The organism is Pseudomonas sp. GW822-FHT04H02, assembly GCF_058800645.1.
Window position 1 is genome coordinate 719,529 of sequence record NZ_JBXAMM010000004.1, and the last position, 18,774, is coordinate 738,302.

18 protein-coding genes are annotated in these 18,774 nt (G+C 64.6%); 9 read left to right on the top strand and 9 right to left on the bottom strand.

The window, feature by feature from the left end; translation table 11 throughout:
- Positions 1 to 122: 122 nt before the first annotated feature.
- The 4 genes from AC1RMG_RS20680 to AC1RMG_RS20695 are packed head-to-tail and all read left to right on the top strand — an operon-like array spanning position 123 to position 5,684.
- On the top strand, positions 123 to 1,286 hold the full coding sequence (locus AC1RMG_RS20680; protein WP_015636316.1) for an isovaleryl-CoA dehydrogenase: 1,164 nt from the start codon (positions 123 to 125) through the stop codon (positions 1,284 to 1,286).
- Positions 1,287 to 1,297: 11 nt separating this feature from the next.
- Entirely contained in the window at positions 1,298 to 2,905 is a 1,608-nt protein-coding gene (locus AC1RMG_RS20685; RefSeq protein WP_493170113.1) for a carboxyl transferase domain-containing protein, read from the top strand.
- Between the two features lie 17 nt (positions 2,906 to 2,922).
- On the top strand, positions 2,923 to 3,738 hold the full coding sequence (locus AC1RMG_RS20690) for a gamma-carboxygeranoyl-CoA hydratase (RefSeq protein WP_011062225.1): 816 nt from the start codon (positions 2,923 to 2,925) through the stop codon (positions 3,736 to 3,738).
- On the top strand, positions 3,738 to 5,684 hold the full coding sequence (locus AC1RMG_RS20695; RefSeq protein ID WP_019095141.1) for an acetyl/propionyl/methylcrotonyl-CoA carboxylase subunit alpha: 1,947 nt from the start codon (positions 3,738 to 3,740) through the stop codon (positions 5,682 to 5,684). Before AC1RMG_RS20690 ends, AC1RMG_RS20695 begins: the two co-directional genes overlap by 1 nt.
- A 53-nt stretch (positions 5,685 to 5,737) precedes the next feature.
- On the opposite strand, the gene AC1RMG_RS20700 is transcribed toward AC1RMG_RS20695, so the two are convergent.
- Positions 5,738 to 6,403, bottom strand: coding sequence for a LexA family protein (locus tag AC1RMG_RS20700; protein WP_011062227.1), 666 nt, complete (start codon positions 6,401 to 6,403; stop codon positions 5,738 to 5,740).
- 131 nt (positions 6,404 to 6,534) lie between these two features.
- Between AC1RMG_RS20700 and AC1RMG_RS20705 the strand changes: the two genes are divergently transcribed.
- Both AC1RMG_RS20705 and AC1RMG_RS20710 read left to right on the top strand, forming a co-directional pair.
- The gene (locus tag AC1RMG_RS20705; RefSeq protein WP_015636319.1) at positions 6,535 to 6,882 is read left to right on the top strand and encodes a DUF6124 family protein; all 348 of its coding nucleotides are present in this window, start codon (positions 6,535 to 6,537) and stop codon (positions 6,880 to 6,882) included.
- A 488-nt stretch (positions 6,883 to 7,370) separates the two neighbouring features.
- Positions 7,371 to 8,525 carry a M14 family metallopeptidase gene (locus AC1RMG_RS20710; RefSeq protein WP_011062229.1) on the top strand — a complete coding sequence of 385 codons (1,155 nt, stop codon included), beginning with the start codon at positions 7,371 to 7,373 and terminating at the stop codon, positions 8,523 to 8,525.
- Positions 8,526 to 8,561: 36 nt separating this feature from the next.
- Here the strand turns inward: AC1RMG_RS20710 and AC1RMG_RS20715 are convergent, their stop codons facing one another.
- The gene (locus AC1RMG_RS20715; protein WP_011062230.1) at positions 8,562 to 9,017 is read right to left on the bottom strand and encodes a winged helix-turn-helix transcriptional regulator; all 456 of its coding nucleotides are present in this window, start codon (positions 9,015 to 9,017) and stop codon (positions 8,562 to 8,564) included.
- Between the two features lie 104 nt (positions 9,018 to 9,121).
- Here AC1RMG_RS20715 and AC1RMG_RS20720 point away from each other — a divergent pair, with 104 nt between their 5' ends.
- The gene (locus AC1RMG_RS20720) at positions 9,122 to 10,342 is read left to right on the top strand and encodes an MFS transporter (RefSeq protein WP_493170115.1); all 1,221 of its coding nucleotides are present in this window, start codon (positions 9,122 to 9,124) and stop codon (positions 10,340 to 10,342) included.
- 21 nt (positions 10,343 to 10,363) lie between these two features.
- On the opposite strand, the gene AC1RMG_RS20725 is transcribed toward AC1RMG_RS20720, so the two are convergent.
- Positions 10,364 to 10,903 (bottom strand): cytochrome b, encoded by a 540-nt coding sequence (locus tag AC1RMG_RS20725; protein ID WP_011062232.1) that lies wholly within the window; start codon positions 10,901 to 10,903, stop codon positions 10,364 to 10,366.
- Positions 10,900 to 11,985, bottom strand: coding sequence for a catalase family peroxidase (locus AC1RMG_RS20730; RefSeq protein WP_493170117.1), 1,086 nt, complete (start codon positions 11,983 to 11,985; stop codon positions 10,900 to 10,902). Before AC1RMG_RS20730 ends, AC1RMG_RS20725 begins: the two co-directional genes overlap by 4 nt.
- Positions 11,986 to 12,152: 167 nt before the next feature.
- On the opposite strand from AC1RMG_RS20730, the gene AC1RMG_RS20735 reads away from it, so the two are divergent.
- Both AC1RMG_RS20735 and AC1RMG_RS20740 read left to right on the top strand, forming a co-directional pair.
- Positions 12,153 to 12,659 (top strand): RNA polymerase sigma factor, encoded by a 507-nt coding sequence (locus AC1RMG_RS20735; protein WP_011062234.1) that lies wholly within the window; start codon positions 12,153 to 12,155, stop codon positions 12,657 to 12,659.
- Positions 12,656 to 13,381 carry an anti-sigma factor family protein gene (locus tag AC1RMG_RS20740; RefSeq protein ID WP_065363221.1) on the top strand — a complete coding sequence of 242 codons (726 nt, stop codon included), beginning with the start codon at positions 12,656 to 12,658 and terminating at the stop codon, positions 13,379 to 13,381. The genes AC1RMG_RS20735 and AC1RMG_RS20740 overlap by 4 nt, the downstream gene beginning before the upstream one ends.
- Positions 13,382 to 13,384: 3 nt before the next feature.
- On the opposite strand, the gene AC1RMG_RS20745 is transcribed toward AC1RMG_RS20740, so the two are convergent.
- From AC1RMG_RS20745 to AC1RMG_RS20765, 5 genes are all read right to left on the bottom strand, one after another.
- Entirely contained in the window at positions 13,385 to 14,374 is a 990-nt protein-coding gene (locus tag AC1RMG_RS20745; RefSeq protein ID WP_011062236.1) for a Csu type fimbrial protein, read from the bottom strand.
- Between the two features lie 32 nt (positions 14,375 to 14,406).
- A complete protein-coding gene (locus AC1RMG_RS20750) occupies positions 14,407 to 16,764 on the bottom strand; it encodes a fimbria/pilus outer membrane usher protein (RefSeq protein WP_493170119.1) in 2,358 nt (785 codons plus the stop codon).
- Between the two features lie 119 nt (positions 16,765 to 16,883).
- Positions 16,884 to 17,675, bottom strand: coding sequence for a fimbrial biogenesis chaperone (locus AC1RMG_RS20755; RefSeq protein WP_493170121.1), 792 nt, complete (start codon positions 17,673 to 17,675; stop codon positions 16,884 to 16,886).
- A gap of 46 nt (positions 17,676 to 17,721) precedes the next feature.
- Positions 17,722 to 18,222 (bottom strand): Csu type fimbrial protein, encoded by a 501-nt coding sequence (locus AC1RMG_RS20760; RefSeq protein ID WP_015636326.1) that lies wholly within the window; start codon positions 18,220 to 18,222, stop codon positions 17,722 to 17,724.
- A gap of 4 nt (positions 18,223 to 18,226) precedes the next feature.
- Positions 18,227 to 18,763 carry a Csu type fimbrial protein gene (locus AC1RMG_RS20765; protein ID WP_015636327.1) on the bottom strand — a complete coding sequence of 179 codons (537 nt, stop codon included), beginning with the start codon at positions 18,761 to 18,763 and terminating at the stop codon, positions 18,227 to 18,229.
- Positions 18,764 to 18,774 lie beyond the last annotated feature (11 nt).

The following is an 18,774-nucleotide window of genomic DNA, read 5'->3' on the forward strand; positions in this document are numbered from 1 at the left end:
TACGTAAAGGGCGATTGACAGCCACCGGTCGCAGGTTTACGTTAACGTAAAGGTGAGAGCCAGGCTGCGCCGCTCTCGACATGCTGTTCCCTCAATAAAAACAAGTTTGAAGGTGCCCCGCCATGAGTTACCCGACCCTGAACTTCGCCCTCGGTGAAACCATCGACATGCTGCGCCAACAGGTCCAGGCCTTCGTCAAGGCGGAGCTGGCACCCCGGGCAGCGCAGATCGATGTCGACAACCTGTTCCCCGCCGACATGTGGCGCAAATTCGGCGACATGGGCCTCTTGGGCATCACCGTGGCGGAAGAATACGGTGGCGCCGGCCTGGGTTACCTGGCGCATGTGGTCGCCATGGAGGAGATCAGCCGCGGCTCGGCCTCGGTGGCGCTGTCCTACGGCGCGCACTCCAACCTCTGTGTGAACCAGATCAACCGCAACGGCAACCACGAACAGAAGAGCAAATACCTGCCCAAGCTGATCAGCGGCGAACACATCGGCGCCCTGGCCATGAGCGAACCCAATGCCGGCTCCGACGTGGTGTCGATGAAGCTGCGGGCCGACAAACGCGGCGACCATTTCGTGCTCAACGGCAGCAAGACCTGGATCACCAACGGCCCCGATGCCAACACCTACGTGATCTACGCCAAGACCGACCTGGAGAAAGGCCCCCACGGCATCACCGCGTTCATCGTCGAGCGCGACTGGAAAGGCTTCAGCCGCAGCAACAAGTTCGACAAGCTGGGCATGCGCGGCTCCAACACCTGCGAGCTGTTCTTCGATGACGTGGAAGTGCCGGAGGAAAACATCCTCGGCGTGCTCAATGGTGGCGTCAAAGTGCTGATGAGCGGCCTCGACTACGAGCGCGTGGTGCTCTCCGGCGGCCCCACCGGGATCATGCAGGCCTGCATGGACCTGGTGGTGCCCTACATCCACGACCGCAAGCAGTTCGGCCAGAGCATCGGCGAATTCCAGCTGATCCAGGGCAAGATCGCCGACATGTACACCCAGCTCAACGCCAGCCGCGCCTACCTGTATGCGGTGGCCCAAGCCTGCGAGCGCGGCGAAACCACCCGCAAGGATGCCGCCGGAGTGATCCTCTACAGCGCCGAGCGCGCGACCCAGATGGCCCTCGACGCAATCCAGATCCTCGGCGGCAACGGCTACATCAATGAATTCCCCGCCGGCCGCCTGCTGCGCGACGCCAAGCTCTACGAGATCGGCGCCGGCACCAGCGAGATCCGCCGCATGCTGATCGGTCGCGAACTGTTCAACGAAACCCGCTAACGGAGCTGTCCATGGCTATCTTGCATACCCAGCTCAACCCGCGCTCGGCGGAGTTCGTGGCCAACAGCGAGGCGATGCTGGCCCAGGTCGACGCCTTGCACAGCCTGCTCGCCCAGGTCCAGCAAGGCGGCGGCGCCAAGGCCCAGGAGCGCCACACTTCGCGAGGCAAGCTGCTGCCCCGCGAGCGCATCAACCGCCTGCTCGACCCCGGCTCGCCGTTCCTGGAAATCAGCGCCCTGGCCGCCTATGAGGTCTATGGCGAAGACGTACCCGCCGCTGGCGTGATTGCCGGTATCGGCCGGGTGGAAGGCGTCGAATGCATGATCGTGGCCAACGACGCCACGGTGAAAGGCGGTTCCTATTACCCGCTGACGGTGAAAAAGCACCTGCGGGCGCAGACCATCGCCCAGCAGAACCGCCTGCCGTGCATCTACCTGGTGGACTCCGGCGGCGCCAACCTGCCGCGCCAGGATGAAGTGTTCCCGGACCGCGAGCACTTCGGGCGGATCTTCTTCAACCAGGCCAACATGAGCGCCCAGGGCATCCCGCAGATCGCCGTGGTGATGGGCTCCTGCACCGCCGGGGGTGCCTATGTTCCGGCCATGGCCGACGAAGCCATCATGGTCCGTGAACAAGCCACTATCTTTCTCGCCGGCCCACCCCTGGTGAAAGCCGCTACCGGCGAAGTGGTAAGTGCCGAGGACCTGGGCGGCGCCGATGTGCATTGCAAGATTTCCGGGGTCGCCGACCACTATGCCGAGAGCGACGAACACGCCCTGGCCCTGGCCCGGCGCAGCGTGGCCAACCTCAACTGGCAAAAACAGGGCCAATTGCAACAACGCACGCCGATCGCTCCGCTGTATGCCCGCGACGAACTCTATGGCGTGGTCCCGGCCGATCCCAAGCAGCCGTTCGATGTACGTGAAGTCATCGCCCGGCTGGTGGACGGTTCGGTATTCGATGAGTTCAAGGCCCTATTCGGCACCACCCTGGTCTGCGGCTTCGCCCACCTGCACGGCTACCCGGTGGCCATCCTCGCCAACAACGGCATCCTCTTCGCCGAAGCCGCGCAAAAAGGCGCGCACTTCATCGAGCTGGCCTGCCAGCGCGGGATTCCGCTGCTGTTCCTGCAGAACATCACCGGTTTCATGGTGGGGCAGAAATATGAGGCTGGCGGCATCGCCAAGCACGGCGCCAAGCTGGTGACCGCAGTGGCCTGCGCCCAGGTACCGAAGTTCACGGTGATCATCGGCGGCAGTTTCGGTGCCGGCAACTACGGCATGTGCGGCCGGGCCTATGACCCGCGCTTCCTGTGGATGTGGCCCAACGCGCGCATCGGCGTGATGGGGGCCGAGCAGGCCGCCGGAGTCCTGGTGCAGGTCAAGCGCGAACAGGCCGAGCGCGGCGGGCAAAGCTTCGACGCCGCCCAGGAAGCCCAGATCAAGCAGCCGATCCTCGACCAGTACGAGCATCAAGGGCATCCCTACTACTCCAGCGCGCGGCTCTGGGATGACGGCGTCATCGACCCGGCGCAAACCCGTGACGTACTGGCCCTGGCCCTGTCTGCGGCCCTCAACGCCCCCATCGAACAGAGCCGCTTCGGCGTGTTCCGCATGTAATCCTGCGCGAGAAGAACATGAGCGACTTCAATACCCTGGAACTGCTGCGTGACCCTCGAGGCTTCGCCACCCTGTGGCTCAGCCGCGAAGACAAGAACAACGCCTTCAACGCCGAAATGATCCGTGAACTGATCCTCGCCCTGGATCAGGTGCAGGGCGACCCGAGCCTGCGCTTCCTGCTGCTGCGCGGGCGCGGCCGGCATTTCAGCGCCGGCGCCGACCTGGCCTGGATGCAGCAATCGGCCGAGCTCGACTACCACACCAACCTCGACGACGCCCGGGAACTGGCGGAGCTGATGTACAACCTGGCCAAGCTGAAGATCCCGACCCTGGCGGTGGTGCAAGGCGCGGCCTTTGGCGGGGCCCTGGGCCTGATCAGTTGCTGCGACATGGCCATTGGCAGTGACGAGGCGCAGTTCTGCCTCTCCGAAGTGCGCATCGGCCTGGCACCAGCGGTCATCAGCCCGTTCGTGGTCCAGGCCATCGGCGAACGCGCTGCCCGCCGCTATGCCCTCACCGCCGAACGCTTTGGCGGCCAGCGGGCGCGGGAAATCGGTCTCCTGGCAGAAAGCTATCCCGCCGCAGAGCTGGATCAACAGGTCCAGCAGTGGGTCGACAATCTGCTGCTCAACAGTCCCCAGGCGATGCGCGCCAGCAAGGACCTGCTGCGGGAAGTGGGCAACGGTGCGTTGACCACCGCCCTGCGTCGCTATTGCGAAAACGCCATCGCCCGCATCCGGGTCAGCGCCGAAGGCCAGGAAGGCCTGCGGGCATTCCTGGAAAAACGCCCGCCCAGCTGGCAGTCCGAGACCACGTCCAAGGAGTCCCGTTGATGAGCGCCCCTGTTCTAGACACCCTGCTGGTGGCCAACCGCGGCGAGATCGCCTGCCGGGTGATGCGCACCGCCAAGGCCCTGGGCCTGACCACCGTGGCCGTGCACAGCGCTACCGACCGCGACGCCCGGCACAGCCGTGAAGCGGATATCCGCGTGGACCTGGGCGGCAGCAAGGCTGCCGACAGCTACCTGCAGATCGACAAGCTGATTGCCGCCGCCCGGGCCAGCGGCGCCCAGGCCATCCATCCCGGGTATGGGTTTCTCTCGGAGAACGCCGGTTTTGCCCGAGCCATCGAAGCCGCCGGGCTGATTTTCCTCGGGCCGCCTGCCGCGGCCATCGACGCCATGGGCAGCAAGTCGGCAGCCAAGGCGCTGATGGAAACCGCCGGGGTGCCCCTGGTTCCGGGTTACCACGGTGAAGCCCAGGACCTGGAAACCTTCCGCAATGCCGCCGAACGCATCGGCTACCCGGTGCTGCTCAAGGCCACCGCGGGCGGTGGCGGCAAGGGCATGAAAGTCGTCGAGGACGTCAGCCAACTAGCCGAAGCCCTGGCCTCGGCCCAGCGCGAAGCCCAGTCGTCCTTCGGCGATTCGCGGATGCTGGTGGAAAAGTACCTGCTCAAGCCACGGCACGTGGAGATCCAGGTGTTTGCCGACCAGCACGGCAACTGCCTGTACCTCAACGAACGCGACTGTTCGATCCAGCGCCGCCACCAGAAAGTGGTCGAGGAAGCTCCGGCCCCGGGCCTCAGCCCCGAACTGCGCAAGGCCATGGGCGAAGCCGCGGTGCGCGCGGCCCAGGCCATTGGCTACGTGGGCGCGGGCACCGTGGAGTTTCTCCTGGATGCCCGTGGCGAATTCTTCTTCATGGAGATGAACACCCGATTGCAGGTGGAACACCCGGTCACCGAGGCCATCACCGGTCTGGACCTGGTGGCCTGGCAGATCCGCGTGGCCCGCGGCGAAACCCTGCCCATCAGCCAGGAGCAGGTGCCACTGCGCGGGCATGCGATCGAAGTACGGCTGTATGCCGAAGACCCGGCCAACGACTTTCTTCCGGCCACCGGGCGCCTGGAGCTGTACCGCGAATCGGTTGCAGGCCCCGGTCGGCGGGTGGACAGCGGTGTCGAGGAAGGCGACAGCGTTTCGCCCTTCTACGACCCGATGCTGGGCAAGCTCATTGCCTGGGGCGAAGACCGCGAGCAGGCGCGCCTGCGGTTGCTGAGCATGCTGGACGAGTTCGTCATCGGTGGCCTGAAGACCAACCTGGCGTTTCTGCGGCGCATCATTGCCCACCCGGCCTTTGCCGAAGCGCAGCTGGATACCGGCTTTATCCCTCGCTATCAGGAGCAGTTGCTGCCAGCCGCAGGCGAGCTGAGTGCAGACTTCTGGCAAGCCGCCGCCCACGCCTTCAGCCAGAGCCAGCCGCCACGCACACGAAGCGATGATCCCGACTCGCCATGGTCCGCCATCAACGGCTGGCGCAACGGCCTGCCAGCGCAAACCAGCCTGCACCTGAGCTGCGCCGGCCAGGATCAGGCCATCAGCCTTGGCGCTCGCACTGCGGCCTTTGAGCTGCAGGGCGAGCACCTATGGACAGAGCAACAGGGACTGCGCCGCGAGCACCGGGCCATCCGCCGCGGCGACACCCTGTACCTGAACTGGCAGGGCGACACACATGCCGTCAGCGCCTATGACCCGATTGCCGCGGCCGAAGCCAGCCATAGCCAGCAAGGCGGGCTGACTGCGCCGATGAATGGCAGCATCGTTCGGATATTGGTCAGCCCGGGTCAAAGCGTCGAGGCCGGTACGCAATTGGTGGTGCTGGAAGCCATGAAGATGGAGCACAGCATTCGTGCCCCCCAGGCCGGGGTCATCAAGGCGCTGTATTGCCAGGAAGGCGAAATGGTCAGCGAAGGCAGTGCATTGGTGGAGTTGGAATAACTCCCAAGTAAGAAAGCCCCTTCCTGTTTGCAGGAAGGGGCTTCTAGGGAAAGTTAAAACTTCGCAGTAGCTTGTACGACTACACCAATAATCCGGCACTTGTCGCTGTAGAGCATCTTCGGATAAGTAGGATTGAGCGGAACCAGGTAACGCAAACCACCCTCTTGCACCAACTTGCGGAAGATCGCCTCGTCACTACCAGGACACTGTACAACCACCAACTTCCCGGGTTCGGCGCCAATCGCCGGGTCCACCAGGATCAGCATGTCCTGGCTGATGCTCAGACCGCTGGGAGCGATCATCGCGTCGCCGACCACCACCAGCCAGAATGCCGCGCCCCGGGCCTGATAGTCGGAAAGCTCGTAGCGCTCCGGCACGTAGGCAGGCTGCCCGTCTTCGCGAACTTCGCCGGCCACCCGCCAATCGCTCACCGGGTATCGGAAGTACGGGTTGTACTTGTTGAGCAGCGCAGGCCCGTCTGCCAGGGGCTCGCCATCGTCTCCTAGCAAGGGTTTCTCGCGGACCACCAGGGCCACTTCGAGAAAGCCCATGCCGATCTCTTCCAGCACCCGGTTCATGTCTTCGATCTTCGGTTGGCGGCGCTTGCTCAACCAGTGACCGATACCCCCTTGAGACATGCCCAGGCGCTCGGCGAGCTTTTCCTGTGTGACCTTGCGGCCTTTCATGTTGGCTTTGACCAACTCGATCCATTTGTCCATGGGCCGAACAATACGTTGTGTATTTCCAGCCTCAACACACAACTTGTAGTATTTGAAATCCCGTCACAATTACAATGTGTATTAGCATCGGCCTACCCCTATTTCCTTTCTCAGACAGGGCAGAACACTTCATGAACACAAGCAGCAAGGACGTGCCGGAACTCGATACAGAGACCACATTAAGCTCACTCAAGGACAGCCAGGCTGCCCGACGCGCAATGGACTATTACTTGAAGCCGGCCATTACCGAGTCAGACAAGGAAGAGAAGTTCTTCGAAATCAGGCGCAGCCTGAGCAGCGAGGAAGCCATGATCCACGCTTCCGACCTGCTGCGCTGTGCAGCGGCCACCGCCTACGATGCAGCGGACAATCTGCGGGGAGCCAATCGCGACCTGGCGTTTTCAGTGGTGCACATGATCGATCTGGCCAAGGCCCTGGTGGACAAATCACTGGAAAGCCAGCGCGTTGAGTCGAACTGAAGCCCTGAGCACGGCTGGACGTGAAGCCATCGACGGGAAAAAACGGAAGTGGAAAAAATATTTTCCGGAAGGCGGGGAAAAACATTTGACTTGCAAATGATAATGATTATTATTGCAAGCAACTGGTCGCGAGATCAGTCGATAGCCCAAAGGACCTTAGGTCGGACCTTTGGATTATCTCCTCATCAGGCTAATCACGGTTTTTGACCCGGCTTTTTGCCGGGTCTTTTTTTTGCCAGTTTTTCTGGCTTGGCTTCAGGCTAATGAAGACTGTAGGTGTCGCAAAAAATAATGGCGGCGATGATAGCAAAAGAATGTCCTTTTGCAAGCAAACGCCCGTCGTAAAAGCCTCGCAAATCAAAAAGTAGCGCTTGAGAATCAATCGCATAGCCACTAAGCTTCGTCTGCGTCAAGGACGACGCCCCCCTTCTTTTACCCCCCCTTCTGTGTAGAGTAGCGCTCATAACAATCCTGATAAGGAATCGATTATGACCGTGGGCAATCACACTTCTTTTGATATTTGCGCTGATTTCGACAGTGGCAACATCGACGTACTGGATATCAGCAACCCGTTGCAGGCACTGCTGGCCATCCGCCCGGATACCCGCAGCCCGCACTTCCAGTGGTTTCATTTCAAGGTCAGCGGCCTGCATGTCGGCCAGGAACACTGGTTTCGCCTGACCAACGCCAGCCAGTCCTCCTACAACAAAGCCTGGACCGGCTACCAGGCAGTGGCCTCCTACGACCATGTGAACTGGTTTCGCGTACCGACGATCTTCGAAGGCGACGCCTTGCGCTTCAACCTGGAAGCCACCCAGACCCATGCCTGGTTCGCCTACTTCGAACCCTACAGCCGTGGCCGCCACGACTGGCTGATCGACCAGGCCCTGACCAAGGCCGGCACCGAGTTGCTGGCCGTGGGTAAAAGCGTCGAAGGCCGGGACATCCAGTTGCTGCGCAAAGGCAGCGGCGCGCCAGGCCAACGCAAGATCTGGATCATCGCCCAGCAGCATCCCGGTGAGCACATGGCCGAATGGTTCATGGAGGGCGTGATCGAGCGCCTGTTCCGTCACGATGATGCGGAGCTCAACGCGCTACTGGCCAAGGCCGACCTGTACCTGGTGCCGAACATGAACCCCGACGGCGCATTCCACGGCCACTTGCGTACCAACGCCCAGGGCCAGGACCTGAACCGTGCCTGGCAGACCGCCAGCCAGGAACTCAGCCCGGAAGTGCTGTTCGTCCAGCAGCAGATGGAACAATACGGCGTCGACCTGTTTCTCGATGTGCACGGCGATGAAGAGATTCCCCACGTGTTCACCGCCGGCTGCGAAGGCAACCCGGGCTACACCCCGCGACTGGAGAAGCTCGAGGAGCATTTCCGCAGCCACCTGAAACGCCAGACCCGGGACTTCCAGACCACCCACGGCTACACCCGGGACAAACCCGGCCAGGCCAACATGGCCCTGGCCTGCAATGCCGTCGGGGAAAAGTACGACTGCCTGGCCCTGACCCTGGAAATGCCCTTCAAGGACCACGATGACAACCCCAACCCGCTCACCGGCTGGTCGGGCAAACGCTCCATGCAACTGGGCAAGGATGTGCTGAGCACCCTGGCCGACCTGGTGGATCACCTGCGCTGAACCCGACTCAGGGCTGCGCCCCCCGTTGCGCAGCCCTCAGTCACCCTCCCCGACCGGCACCCGCCGGCAATCCTCCGGCCCCAGCAAGCGCCCGTCCGCCGAGCGCAGCTCCAGCGCGCGCAACGGCTGCCCGGTCTGCCGGTCGACCATCCGTGAATGCGCTTCCCCTTCCTGGTAGAAAAACGCTTCGCCCCATTGGCGCAAGCCGATGATCAGGGGAAACAGCCCCCTGCCCTTTTCCGTCAGCACGTACTCCTGGTAGGCACTGCCATCGGACGCCGGGACAACCTCGAACACCCCATGTTCCACCAGGGTCCGCAGGCGTGTGGCCAGGATGTTCTTGGCCATGCCGAGGTTGCGCTGGAACTCGCCAAAACGGCGGATTCCGTCAAAGGCATCCCGCACGATCAGCAGCGACCACCAGTCGCCAATGGCGTCCAGTGAGCGGGCAACCGGGCACTCGGCATCTTGCAGGCTGGTGCGCTTGACCATGTAGGGCATTCTCCGATCAGGCCAAAGGAAAGTAGTTGCAATATAAAACCACGATCTTTACCGTACAACTGGTTTCATTATGAAACCAAAACTCGGAGCCCAACATGTCAGCCAATTCTTCCCCTCATGCCTCGCCTGCTCTTTCCACTAAAGTGGTGCTGCTGTTCGCCATCGCCTGCGGTCTGGCGGTGGGTAACGTCTACTACGCCCAGCCACTGCTGGATGCCATGGCTCATACCTTCGACCTGGCGCCGGCCACCGTAGGCATCGTCATCACCCTGACCCAGGTCGGCTATGGCCTGGGCCTGCTGTTGCTGGTGCCCCTGGGGGACCTGTACAACCGGCGACGGCTGATCGTGACCCAGACCCTGCTCTCGGTGCTGGCCCTGCTCACCGTGGCCCTGGCCCCGAGCAGCGCCTGGCTGCTGCTGGGCATGGCCTGCATCGGCCTGCTGGCGGTGGTAACCCAGGTACTGGTGGCCTACGCCGCCAACCTGGCCCCGGCAGAGCAACGCGGCCGAACCGTGGGCATGGTCACCAGCGGCGTGGTGGTTGGCATCCTGCTGGCCCGTACCGTGGCCGGGACCATGGCCGACCTGGCGGGCTGGCGTTCGGTCTATCTGTTGTCCGCCGGGCTGACCCTGCTGGTGGCCCTGGCCCTGTGGAAAACCCTGCCTACCCGCGAGCAACCCAAGGCCACCCAGGGTTACGGGCAATTGCTCGGTTCGCTGCTGCAACTGTTCAGGGAGGAAAAAGTGCTGCGGGACCGGGCGGTGCTGGCGATGCTGATCTTCGCCGCCGGCACCGTGCTGTGGACGCCATTGGTGTTGCCATTAAGTGCCCCGCCACTGTCCTTGTCCCACACCGAGATCGGCCTGTTCGGCCTCGCCGGCGCGGCAGGCGCCCTGGGCGCGGCACGGGCCGGGCACCTGGCCGACCGCGGCCTGGCGCAGTGGACCAGCGGCCTGGCACTGGGCCTGATGCTGCTGTCCTGGCTGCCCATTGCCTTCACTCAATCGTCCCTGTGGGCCCTGCTGTTCGGGGTAATCAGCTTCGACCTGGGCCTGCAGGCCGTGCACGTCACCAGCCAGAGCCTGATCTACAGCGTGCGCCCCGAGGCGCAGAGCCGACTGGCCGCCGGCTACATGCTGTTCTATTCCCTGGGCAGCGCCGCAGGCTCCATCGCCGCCACCGCCACCTATGCCTGGGCCGGCTGGACCGGGGTCTGCCTGCTGGGGGCCGGGATCAACGGCGTGGCGCTGATCTACTGGCTGTGGAGCCTGGCCCCGGGCAAAGCCGCGGCCAGGATGCGTTGCGCCACTTGAGCCCGGCGCCGCCGGGTTCAATCAACCGCGGCCGCGCAACATGCTCTGCAGCACACCATCGCGACGCACCCAGCCATGGAACAGCGCCGCGGCCAGATGCAGCAGCACGGTGAAAAACAGCAGGTACGCCAGATAACCATGGGCCTTGCGCAACACCGCAAACAGCTGGGCATTGGCCGGCAGGATCGCCGGCAGTTGCAGCGAACTGCCGAGCATCACCGGGTCACCGGCCGCCGAGATCATGCCCCAGCCCAGCAGCGGCAGGCTCAGCATCAAGGCGTACAGCAGCACATGGGAGGCCTTGGCCGCCAGCACCTGCCAGCCCGGCAGGTCTGCCGGCAACGGCGGTTGTCGGGTGTAAAACCGCACCCAGAGGCGCACCAGCACCAACAGCAGGATGGCGATCCCCAGGGGCTTGTGCAGGTGGATCAGCCATTCATGACGCGCGGAAACCGAGGCCACCATGCCGGCGCCGATGAACAGCATGGCGATGATCAGCAACGCCATCAGCCAGTGCAGCAGGCGCGCCAGGGGAGCGAAATGTCGAGGTTGGCTATTCATGGACGTGGCTCCTGGGCGCCGGGCAATTGGCTGACTTCGCTGGTGCGACGCAGGTAGGAACTGGCGTAGGCCGCAGAGCGCGCTGCCAGCAGGGGGTCGTCGGACGCCTGGATGCCGCTGGGCAGGATCAGCGGGTCGTAATTGATGTCCCGACACTCGCCGCTGTTCTGCGCCTGGGTGCTTTGCAGCACCAGGGTCCCGGCGTTGATTACCGGCCGCTGCGCCGGCCAGGCCTTGCTGGCGTCATCCGTGGGGTCGCCGGGCGCCGCCAGGGTGATCTGCAAGCGCCAGCGCAGCGGCCCTTGGGCCAGGCGCCGAACCAGGTCCTGCTCCAGGTAGTCGGCGCCTTGCGGGGCACTGCCTGCATCAGGCCCATCCCGGGTCTCGGGCACTACCCCCCAGCGCACTGCCTGGCGCTTGCCGCTGCCATCCACCAGGTAGAAGGCATTGATCCCGTTGTAGCTTTCACTGGCATAGCTGGCCGAAGGTTTGGCGCCCTTGACCCATTGCAGGAACGGCGTCGCCTCGGGATGGCTGGCGAAGAATGCCGGCACTTTGCTCGGGTCCGGCTTGCCCGTGGCCGGATCGGGGGAGCCGGCCTGTTGCAACTGATAGAAGGCTTCGGGAGTGCCCACCGGGAACACCGGCATGCTGTTCATCCCGGTCCGCCACTGCTGGCCGTTGGCCTGGAGGAAACGCAGCGCCAGGCTGCGGATCGGCACGCTGCTGTCCGGCGCATAGGGATTGCCACTGGGCAGGGCAAAGCGCCCCATCACCGGCGTGCGTGCCTCATTGAACACCTGCGCCGTGGAGTAGGCCCGGGCCTCGCCGCTGCTTTCGAAGTAGCCGATGACGCACACCCCTTTGGCGTGATTGCGGCGATACCCCGGGTGCACGCCATTGTTGGTTTCCAGCACATCCACCAGGGCCTTGGGGGTCAGGCGACCGGGATCGAGGCTGCCATGCACATAGGCCAGAGCCGCCGCAGCGACGGCCACCACCAGGGCGATTGCCCCCAGGCGCAGGGTCAGGCTGACGGGCCCCAGGGGTGGGCGGTCGGGCTTTGATGAAGGATCAACCATGGGACATCTCCAATACGCATAGCCATGAGGGCAAGGACCTGTCAGACGCAGCTCGCCCAGGGTTATTCCACGACCGGTATTTATTTTCCTGCGGCTGGAATAACCTGCTGTGCGGCGCGTCTTCCTAGCCTCAAGCCTAGTGACTGGCCCAGCATCCGCAGGATTTCATGAACGATCTCGACCAACAGCTACGCCCGCTGATTCCAAGGCTGCGCCGCTTTGCCCTGTCCCTGACGCGCCAGCCCAGCAGCGCCGACGATCTGGTGCAGGCCTGCCTGGAACGCGCCCTCGCCGGATGGACCGAGAAACGCCCCGAAGGCGACCTGCGGGCCTGGCTGTTCGCCATCCTCTACCGGCAGTTCCTCGATGCCCACCGGCGTTCCCGACGCTACGCGCGGATGCTGGAGTTCTTCACCGGCCGTGACGACAGCCAGCCCTCGGTGGAGCGCACGGTGATGGCGCAATCGACCCTGGAAGCCTTCGACCGCCTGAATGCCGAACAGCGCGCCCTGCTGCTCTGGGTGTCGGTGGAAGGCTTGAGCTACAAGGAGATCGCCGAGATTCTCCAGGTGCCCACCGGCACCGTGATGTCGCGCCTGTCCCGGGCCCGCCAGGCCCTGCGCCAACTCAGCGACGGCGAAATCAGCAGCCCTTCTCTACGGATACTCAAATGATCAGCCTGCCCCCCAGCGACAGCGACTTGCACGCTTATGTCGATCACCAACTCAGTGAGCAGGACCGCCGGCTGCTGGAACACTACCTGGCCAGCCACCCGCAGGTGGCGGCCCGGGTCCAGGCCTGGCAGCAGGACGCCCAGCACCTGCGGGCGGCCCTGGGTGGTGCCCTGCTGCAGCCGGCCAACCCGGCGCTGGACCCTGTGCAGATCCGCGCGCGCCTGAAGCAACGTAGCCTGCGCCGCCTGGCCAGTGCCGCGGTGCTCCTGATGGCGGTGGGCGTGGGCGGCCTGAGCGGCTGGCAGGCGCGGGAACTGACCCTGGCCGGCAGCAGCGTGCTGCCCATGACCGACGCCCTGCAGGCCTATCGTCTGTTTGCCGAGCAGGGCATGCTCCCCGCGGACTTCAAGGTACAGGGCAATCAGAGCATGCAGGCCTGGCTGGACCGCTACTTCACCCAGGCCAGCCCATTGCCGGATCTGCAGGGGGCCGGGTTCAGGGCCGTCAGCGGGCGCCTGCTGAGCACCGAGCAAGGCCCGGCGGCCATGGTGCTGTACGAGGATCGCGAGGGGCGCAAGGTCAGCTTCTACATCCGCCCGCCAGGGCCGCAGAACAAACTGCTGCCCCCGGGCAGCCGCCGCGAGGGCCCGTTGCAGGCGCAGTACTGGTCCGGCCAGGGCTACAACTACGCCATGGTCGGCCCGGCGGAAATTCCCCTGTAGCCCTCAGAAGCCCACGTCCAGCACCACGTTGTCGATATAGGTGCCGGCCGGCGGGGTGCTCTGGTCGGTGTAGATCCTGGCGTTGTAGTTGAAGATCTGGCTGCCGGTGCCCAGGCCGTTGCCGGGGTTCACCTCGGCATCGGTGCTGGAGCGCCGGGCACTGCCGACACTGCCCCAGCGGGTGCTACCGGCACTCTTGAAGATGTCGTAGGCCAGGTAGTTGCTGCCGGAAATCATCTGCCTGCGCCCCCCCGCACTCACCGGGTGCTGGCCGTCGCTCAGGCCCACGGTGTAGGCACTGCCCTTGGTGCAGGCCAGGTTGATGGTCTGCCCGGTCACCGTCGCGAAGGCGCTGATCACCGGCGCGCTACCGAAACTGATGTTCGGCGCAGTGATCACGCAATCGTTGGACACCGTCATGTTCACGGTCAGGCTCTGGGTACCGCTGCCGACATCCCGGCCCAGACAGATCCCCAGGGCGCCTATTCCGGAGCAATAGTTCCAGCTCCAGAGAATGCTCAGGTTCTCGGTATAGACCCCCGCCGCCACGTTGCTGCCGGTGAGCGTACCCAGGTAGATGGGCACCGTCTTGGCCACGGTCGGGCTGCCCAGCAGGCCCAGCAGGTCGATGATGGAATTGCGGGCGAAGTCGAACTGCACCCCGCGGGTGATCGGATAGCTGGTGCTGTTGTTGGCGTACAGGGTGTAGCTGATGACGTCGCCGGTAGGTCCCACCATGCCGCTGGTGGTGGAGGTGATGGTGGCGTAGAAATGATCGTTGCTGGCCAGAATGCTCAGCAGCGAGCCGGTACAGCTCAGCCCGGCATTGGTGGTGGAGGCCGGCTGCGAGGTGGTGCGCACCAGGATCGAGCTGACGGTACCGAAGCCTGCCGGCGCGGTCGGGACCGTCGTGCACAGTGCCTGGGCCGTGCACGACAGCACGCTCGCCAGCAGCCCCAGTATTGCCTGTCGCCATCCCTTGCCCGCATTCACACGCCACGCTCCTTGATCCGGTGATACCGCCGTTACTGACAGACCAGCGGGCCGATCAACGGCACCTGCTGCTGTTGCATGTCGATGTCGAACTGCGCCCGGCAGGTCTTGCCGTCGGCCAGTTCCACGTGCAGGGTGTTTTGGGCCGCGAGGTTTTCCAGATAGACCAGCCCATCCCAGCCGACCACCGTCCGCGCCCCGCTCTGCTCATGGGTGACGTTGCTGCCCAGGGGCAGCTCGCGCTGCTGGGCGTCCACCAGCACCACGCTGGCGGCAATGATCCGGGTCAGCGGAAACTCCAGCAGGTAGCCGCTGCCACGCCGCACCGCCACCCGCTGCTCGACATTCGGGCTCTGCACGTTGGCCGGCAGGTTCAGCGGATCGATCTCGTACTTGCCGCGGTAATAGGCGCTGCTCCAGGGCACCAGCAGATGGCCGTTCTTGTCGGTCTGGCCCACCAGCTGGTTTTCATAGCGCACCGGGATGTCCTTGTAGCCGTCGGTACTGACCACCACGAAGGCGTCGTCGATCTGGTTGGCGGCGAACACCTGGCGGTCCATCCACACCAGTGAACCGCTGGCATCGGCCCAGCGGGTCTCGGCATCGCTGGTGCCATAGACCCCGGCCTGCAGGCGCACCGACTGCAGGCGCCAGGTCACATCGGCCTGTCGATAGTCGGGGCCACTGCCGGTGGCGTAGCCAAGGTTGTAGCCAACCCCGCCTTCGATCGGCACCGAGCGGCTGAAGTTAACCCGCTGGCGGTTTTCCCCGGTCTTGCTGCGCTCGTTGCTCAGGCTCAGGCTGCCGTGCAGGTCGAAGGGGACCACCAGTTGTGCCTGCATGGCCCAGTGGCTGTCGCCGATCTCGCGGTTGGCCGACAGGTAGAAGCTGCTGCTGTGCCACAGCGGCTTGCTCCAGGTCAGGTTCAACAGCCGGGTACGGGTCGAGTCGGCGGCGCGCACGTCGAAATAACCGGCGCCCAGGCTGCCGAAGCGCTCCAGGTTGAGGCTCAGGGTCAGTTGCTCGCTACGCTGGCTGAGGCTGGTGTAGGGGCTGTCGACCACCGTCAGGTCGGCGTACTGATCACGCCGCTGCACCCGCTGGTAGGCGACGCTGTAGCGCTGGCTGCTGTACTGATAGCCAAGGCTCAACTGCTGGCCGCCGTCGCCGTCGAAACGGCTCTGGCTGACGGCGGTATTGATCACCCCGAACTGCCCCAGCCGCAGGTTGCCACCGACCCCGCCCAGGGTCAGGGAGTCCGAGGCTTCGGCATGGCCTTCCAGGGTCAGGCTGTCGCTCAGGCCGTAGCGCAGGCTGCCGGAAGTCACCCCCGGGCCATAGCCGAAGTCGCGCAGGGTGTAGTCCCGGCGCAAGGTGCCCGCGGCCACCGAGAAGTCCGTCAGGCCCTTTTGCAGCAAGGTGCTGGTGACGTAGAACGGCACCGTGGTAGACACCTGCCGGCCAAGGGCATCGGTGGTGACCACCACCGCTTCGCCGGCGCCGTTGATGAAGGGAATGTTGGTCAGGGTATAGGGGCCGGGCTGCAGGTCGGCGCTGCTGGATTTGTAGCCGTTGATGAACAGGTCCACCGAGGACGGCACCGCTGCTTCCCCGGCGAACTGCGGCAAGGGATAGGTCACCAGGTCCGGACGCACCGAGAAATCCCGGGACAGTTGCACCCCGCCCAGGCGCACCGAGTTGCTCCAGGGCAAGGCGCCACTGATCAGGTCGCCGGCCTCGTAAGTCAGCAGGCGTTCATCGTCGGAAAAACGCCAGGTGGTGTCATAGCGTCGGTAACCGTTGTTCAGGGAGCTGTTCCCAACCCCCGACAGGGTCTGGCGGTACTGCCCGGTGTTGGACAGCGTGCCCCAGGAGTCGAACAGCCGCACCTCGTTCCAGGCCGCCAGGTAGGTGCCGCCGTCATCGGTGTCGTTGAGGTACAGGTCGTAGTTGAGCAACCCGCCGAAGCTGCTCAGGGCCGGGGTCCGTGGGTAAGCCTGGCGGCTGCCGATGAATTGCTCCGGCAGCCAGTCGGGCGGCACGTCCAGCAGCAGCCGCTGGCCCTGGCTGTCGTAGTCGCTGTGCAGGCCCGGCAGGCTGTCCAGGTCGACCTCGGCGCCCAGCCCCTCGGGCAGCTTGATCCCGGTTTCACGCAGGGTCTGCGCCGGCAGAAACAGCCGGCCGGAGCGCTGCTCCACCGCCACCACCTTCCCTGTGTTCATCTGATTGATCACCAGTTCCAGAAACAGCTGTGCATCGGCCATCGACTCCAGGCTGCTGGGCGGCGGCGGCAGTTCGCCCGCCGGCACCTCTGCGGCCAGCATCAGGCTACACAGGCCGGTCACCAGCCCTTGCCACCTGCGAAAACGCCGAGCCGGGTCCTGGCTCATTGCGGGCTCAAGTCCATCTATGGACATCTCCATCCCGGGGCGGATGCGCCACCGCGCTCACATCCGTCCGTACCTCTCCCCACCGGCCGTCCGACTGGCGGCCGCGTTGCGCCCGAGGCTCAGTGCGTAGGCGCCAGGTCCTGTACCTGCGGTGCTCCATTGACCCGCAGTTGCAGGGTCGACTCGGCCGCCAGGGTTTCAGGCATCGGCCAGCGCATCACCGCCCCGGGCAACACATAGCCCAGCAGCCCAGGCGCCACGGGCCGGGCCTGCCCGCCCTGCTTGAAGGCCACATCGGTCAGGCGGGCGTGCACCGCGCCCTGGTTGCGCAGCTCGAAAAACGTCTTGCCGTCCACTGCCACCTTGCGCCAGCTCAGGTCCGGCACGCCGGCCCCCTTGGGATCGCGTGGACGGGAGGTGTCTTCCTTGCTCCACAGCCCGGCGCCATAGGCGAACAAAGGCACCGAGTAGCGCATCTGGAAGCGGATCGCTGCCGCACTCTTGGCATCCCCTTCCGGGGTGATGGGCTTGGCCGAGGGAATCTCGTCGATGATGATCCGGTACGCCAGCTCCTGCCCCGGTGGCACCTCGCGGGTGCGGGTCAGGCGTACCAGTTGCTTCTGCCCCGGCTCGATCTTCGCCACCGGCGGGCTGCCGATGACATCGCGCTGGTTCTGGTACTGGTCGGCAAAGCCGCTCTGGCTCCAGGCAAACACCCGGATCTGCAGGTTGGCGGTCTCGGTACCGCGGTTCTCCAGCCACAGCGCGCTGGCCTGCTGATCGGCCTCCAGTACCGGGTCGATCGGCCAGATCAGCACCGAACTGGCGGCCTGGACCCTGGGTACAACTGCCAACAGCCCCGCCAGGATCAGATAACCGGTCCCCCGCATGCCCTGCAAAGGTAAATGCATACTGCTACTCCTTGTCCGCCTGCCGGCTGGTTATGAATGCGCCCCATCACCACGACAGCTGCACCTGCAGCACATCGCTGTACGTCCCCCCAGGCTGATTGCCCGGCAACTGCACCTGCCCGTAGATCGGCAGGCTGATGTTATTGGCATCGCTGTAGGCCACGGCCACGCTCTGGCCTATCCCCAGGCTCTGGCTGTAGCCCGCATCGCGAAACAACTGATAGGCCACCCGCGCACTGCCGCTATTGAGCTGCATGTGCCGGCCGCTGCTGTTGTACTGGCCTCCGTCCACCGTCATGTTCAGGGTCACCCCCGGCGTGCACTGCAACTGCACGCCCCCGGTGAGCGCCACTCTGACCGTGCTGGTGGACAGCGCCGACTGGCTGCCGAAGGCCAGGCTGCCGTAGTTGCTGACGCCCCCCACCACCAGGCACCCGGCGGTGATGGTGGCGCTGACCTGGAAGCTCTGGCTGGTGGCCGCAGCGATCCACCCCGGCCAGGCACTCGCGCAGGCCAGGAGCAGCAGCGCACAAGCGTGGCTGGCCATGGCATCAGAAGGTCAGTTGCACGGACACCGTATCGGTGTAGGTGCCGGCCGGTAGCCCCGCCTTGCCCACCGCCTGGCCATAGAGGTTCACGGTTTGCGCCACCCCGGTGCTTGGCGCCAGGTTGATCACGCCGTTGATCGCGACGATCTGCGAATGCCCGGAGTCGGTGTACAGGTCATAGGGCACATAGTTGGCCACCCCGTCGAACAGGGCCCGGGTGCCACCGGTGGACTTGCCGTCATTGGCGCCGCCCTGGATGGTCAGGGTCGGCGTGGTGCCGGTGGAGCAGAGGATCGACAGCGCGCCGCCACCGCCGCCCAGCACCTGGCCGGTGGCCGTGGTGAACAGGCTGTTGGTGGTGCCGAAGTTCAGGGCACCGAAGTTCAGCCCGGTGCTGCCGCCGACGCCGTTGACCTGGCAACTGCTGGTGAGGATCAGGGTCGAACTGATCTGCCCGGTGACCGTGGTGGCGGCATTGGCCGTTGAAGCCATGACCAGCCCCAACAGAGGCCAGCCGATTCTGGATACAAGCGCGTGCATGATGTGTGTCC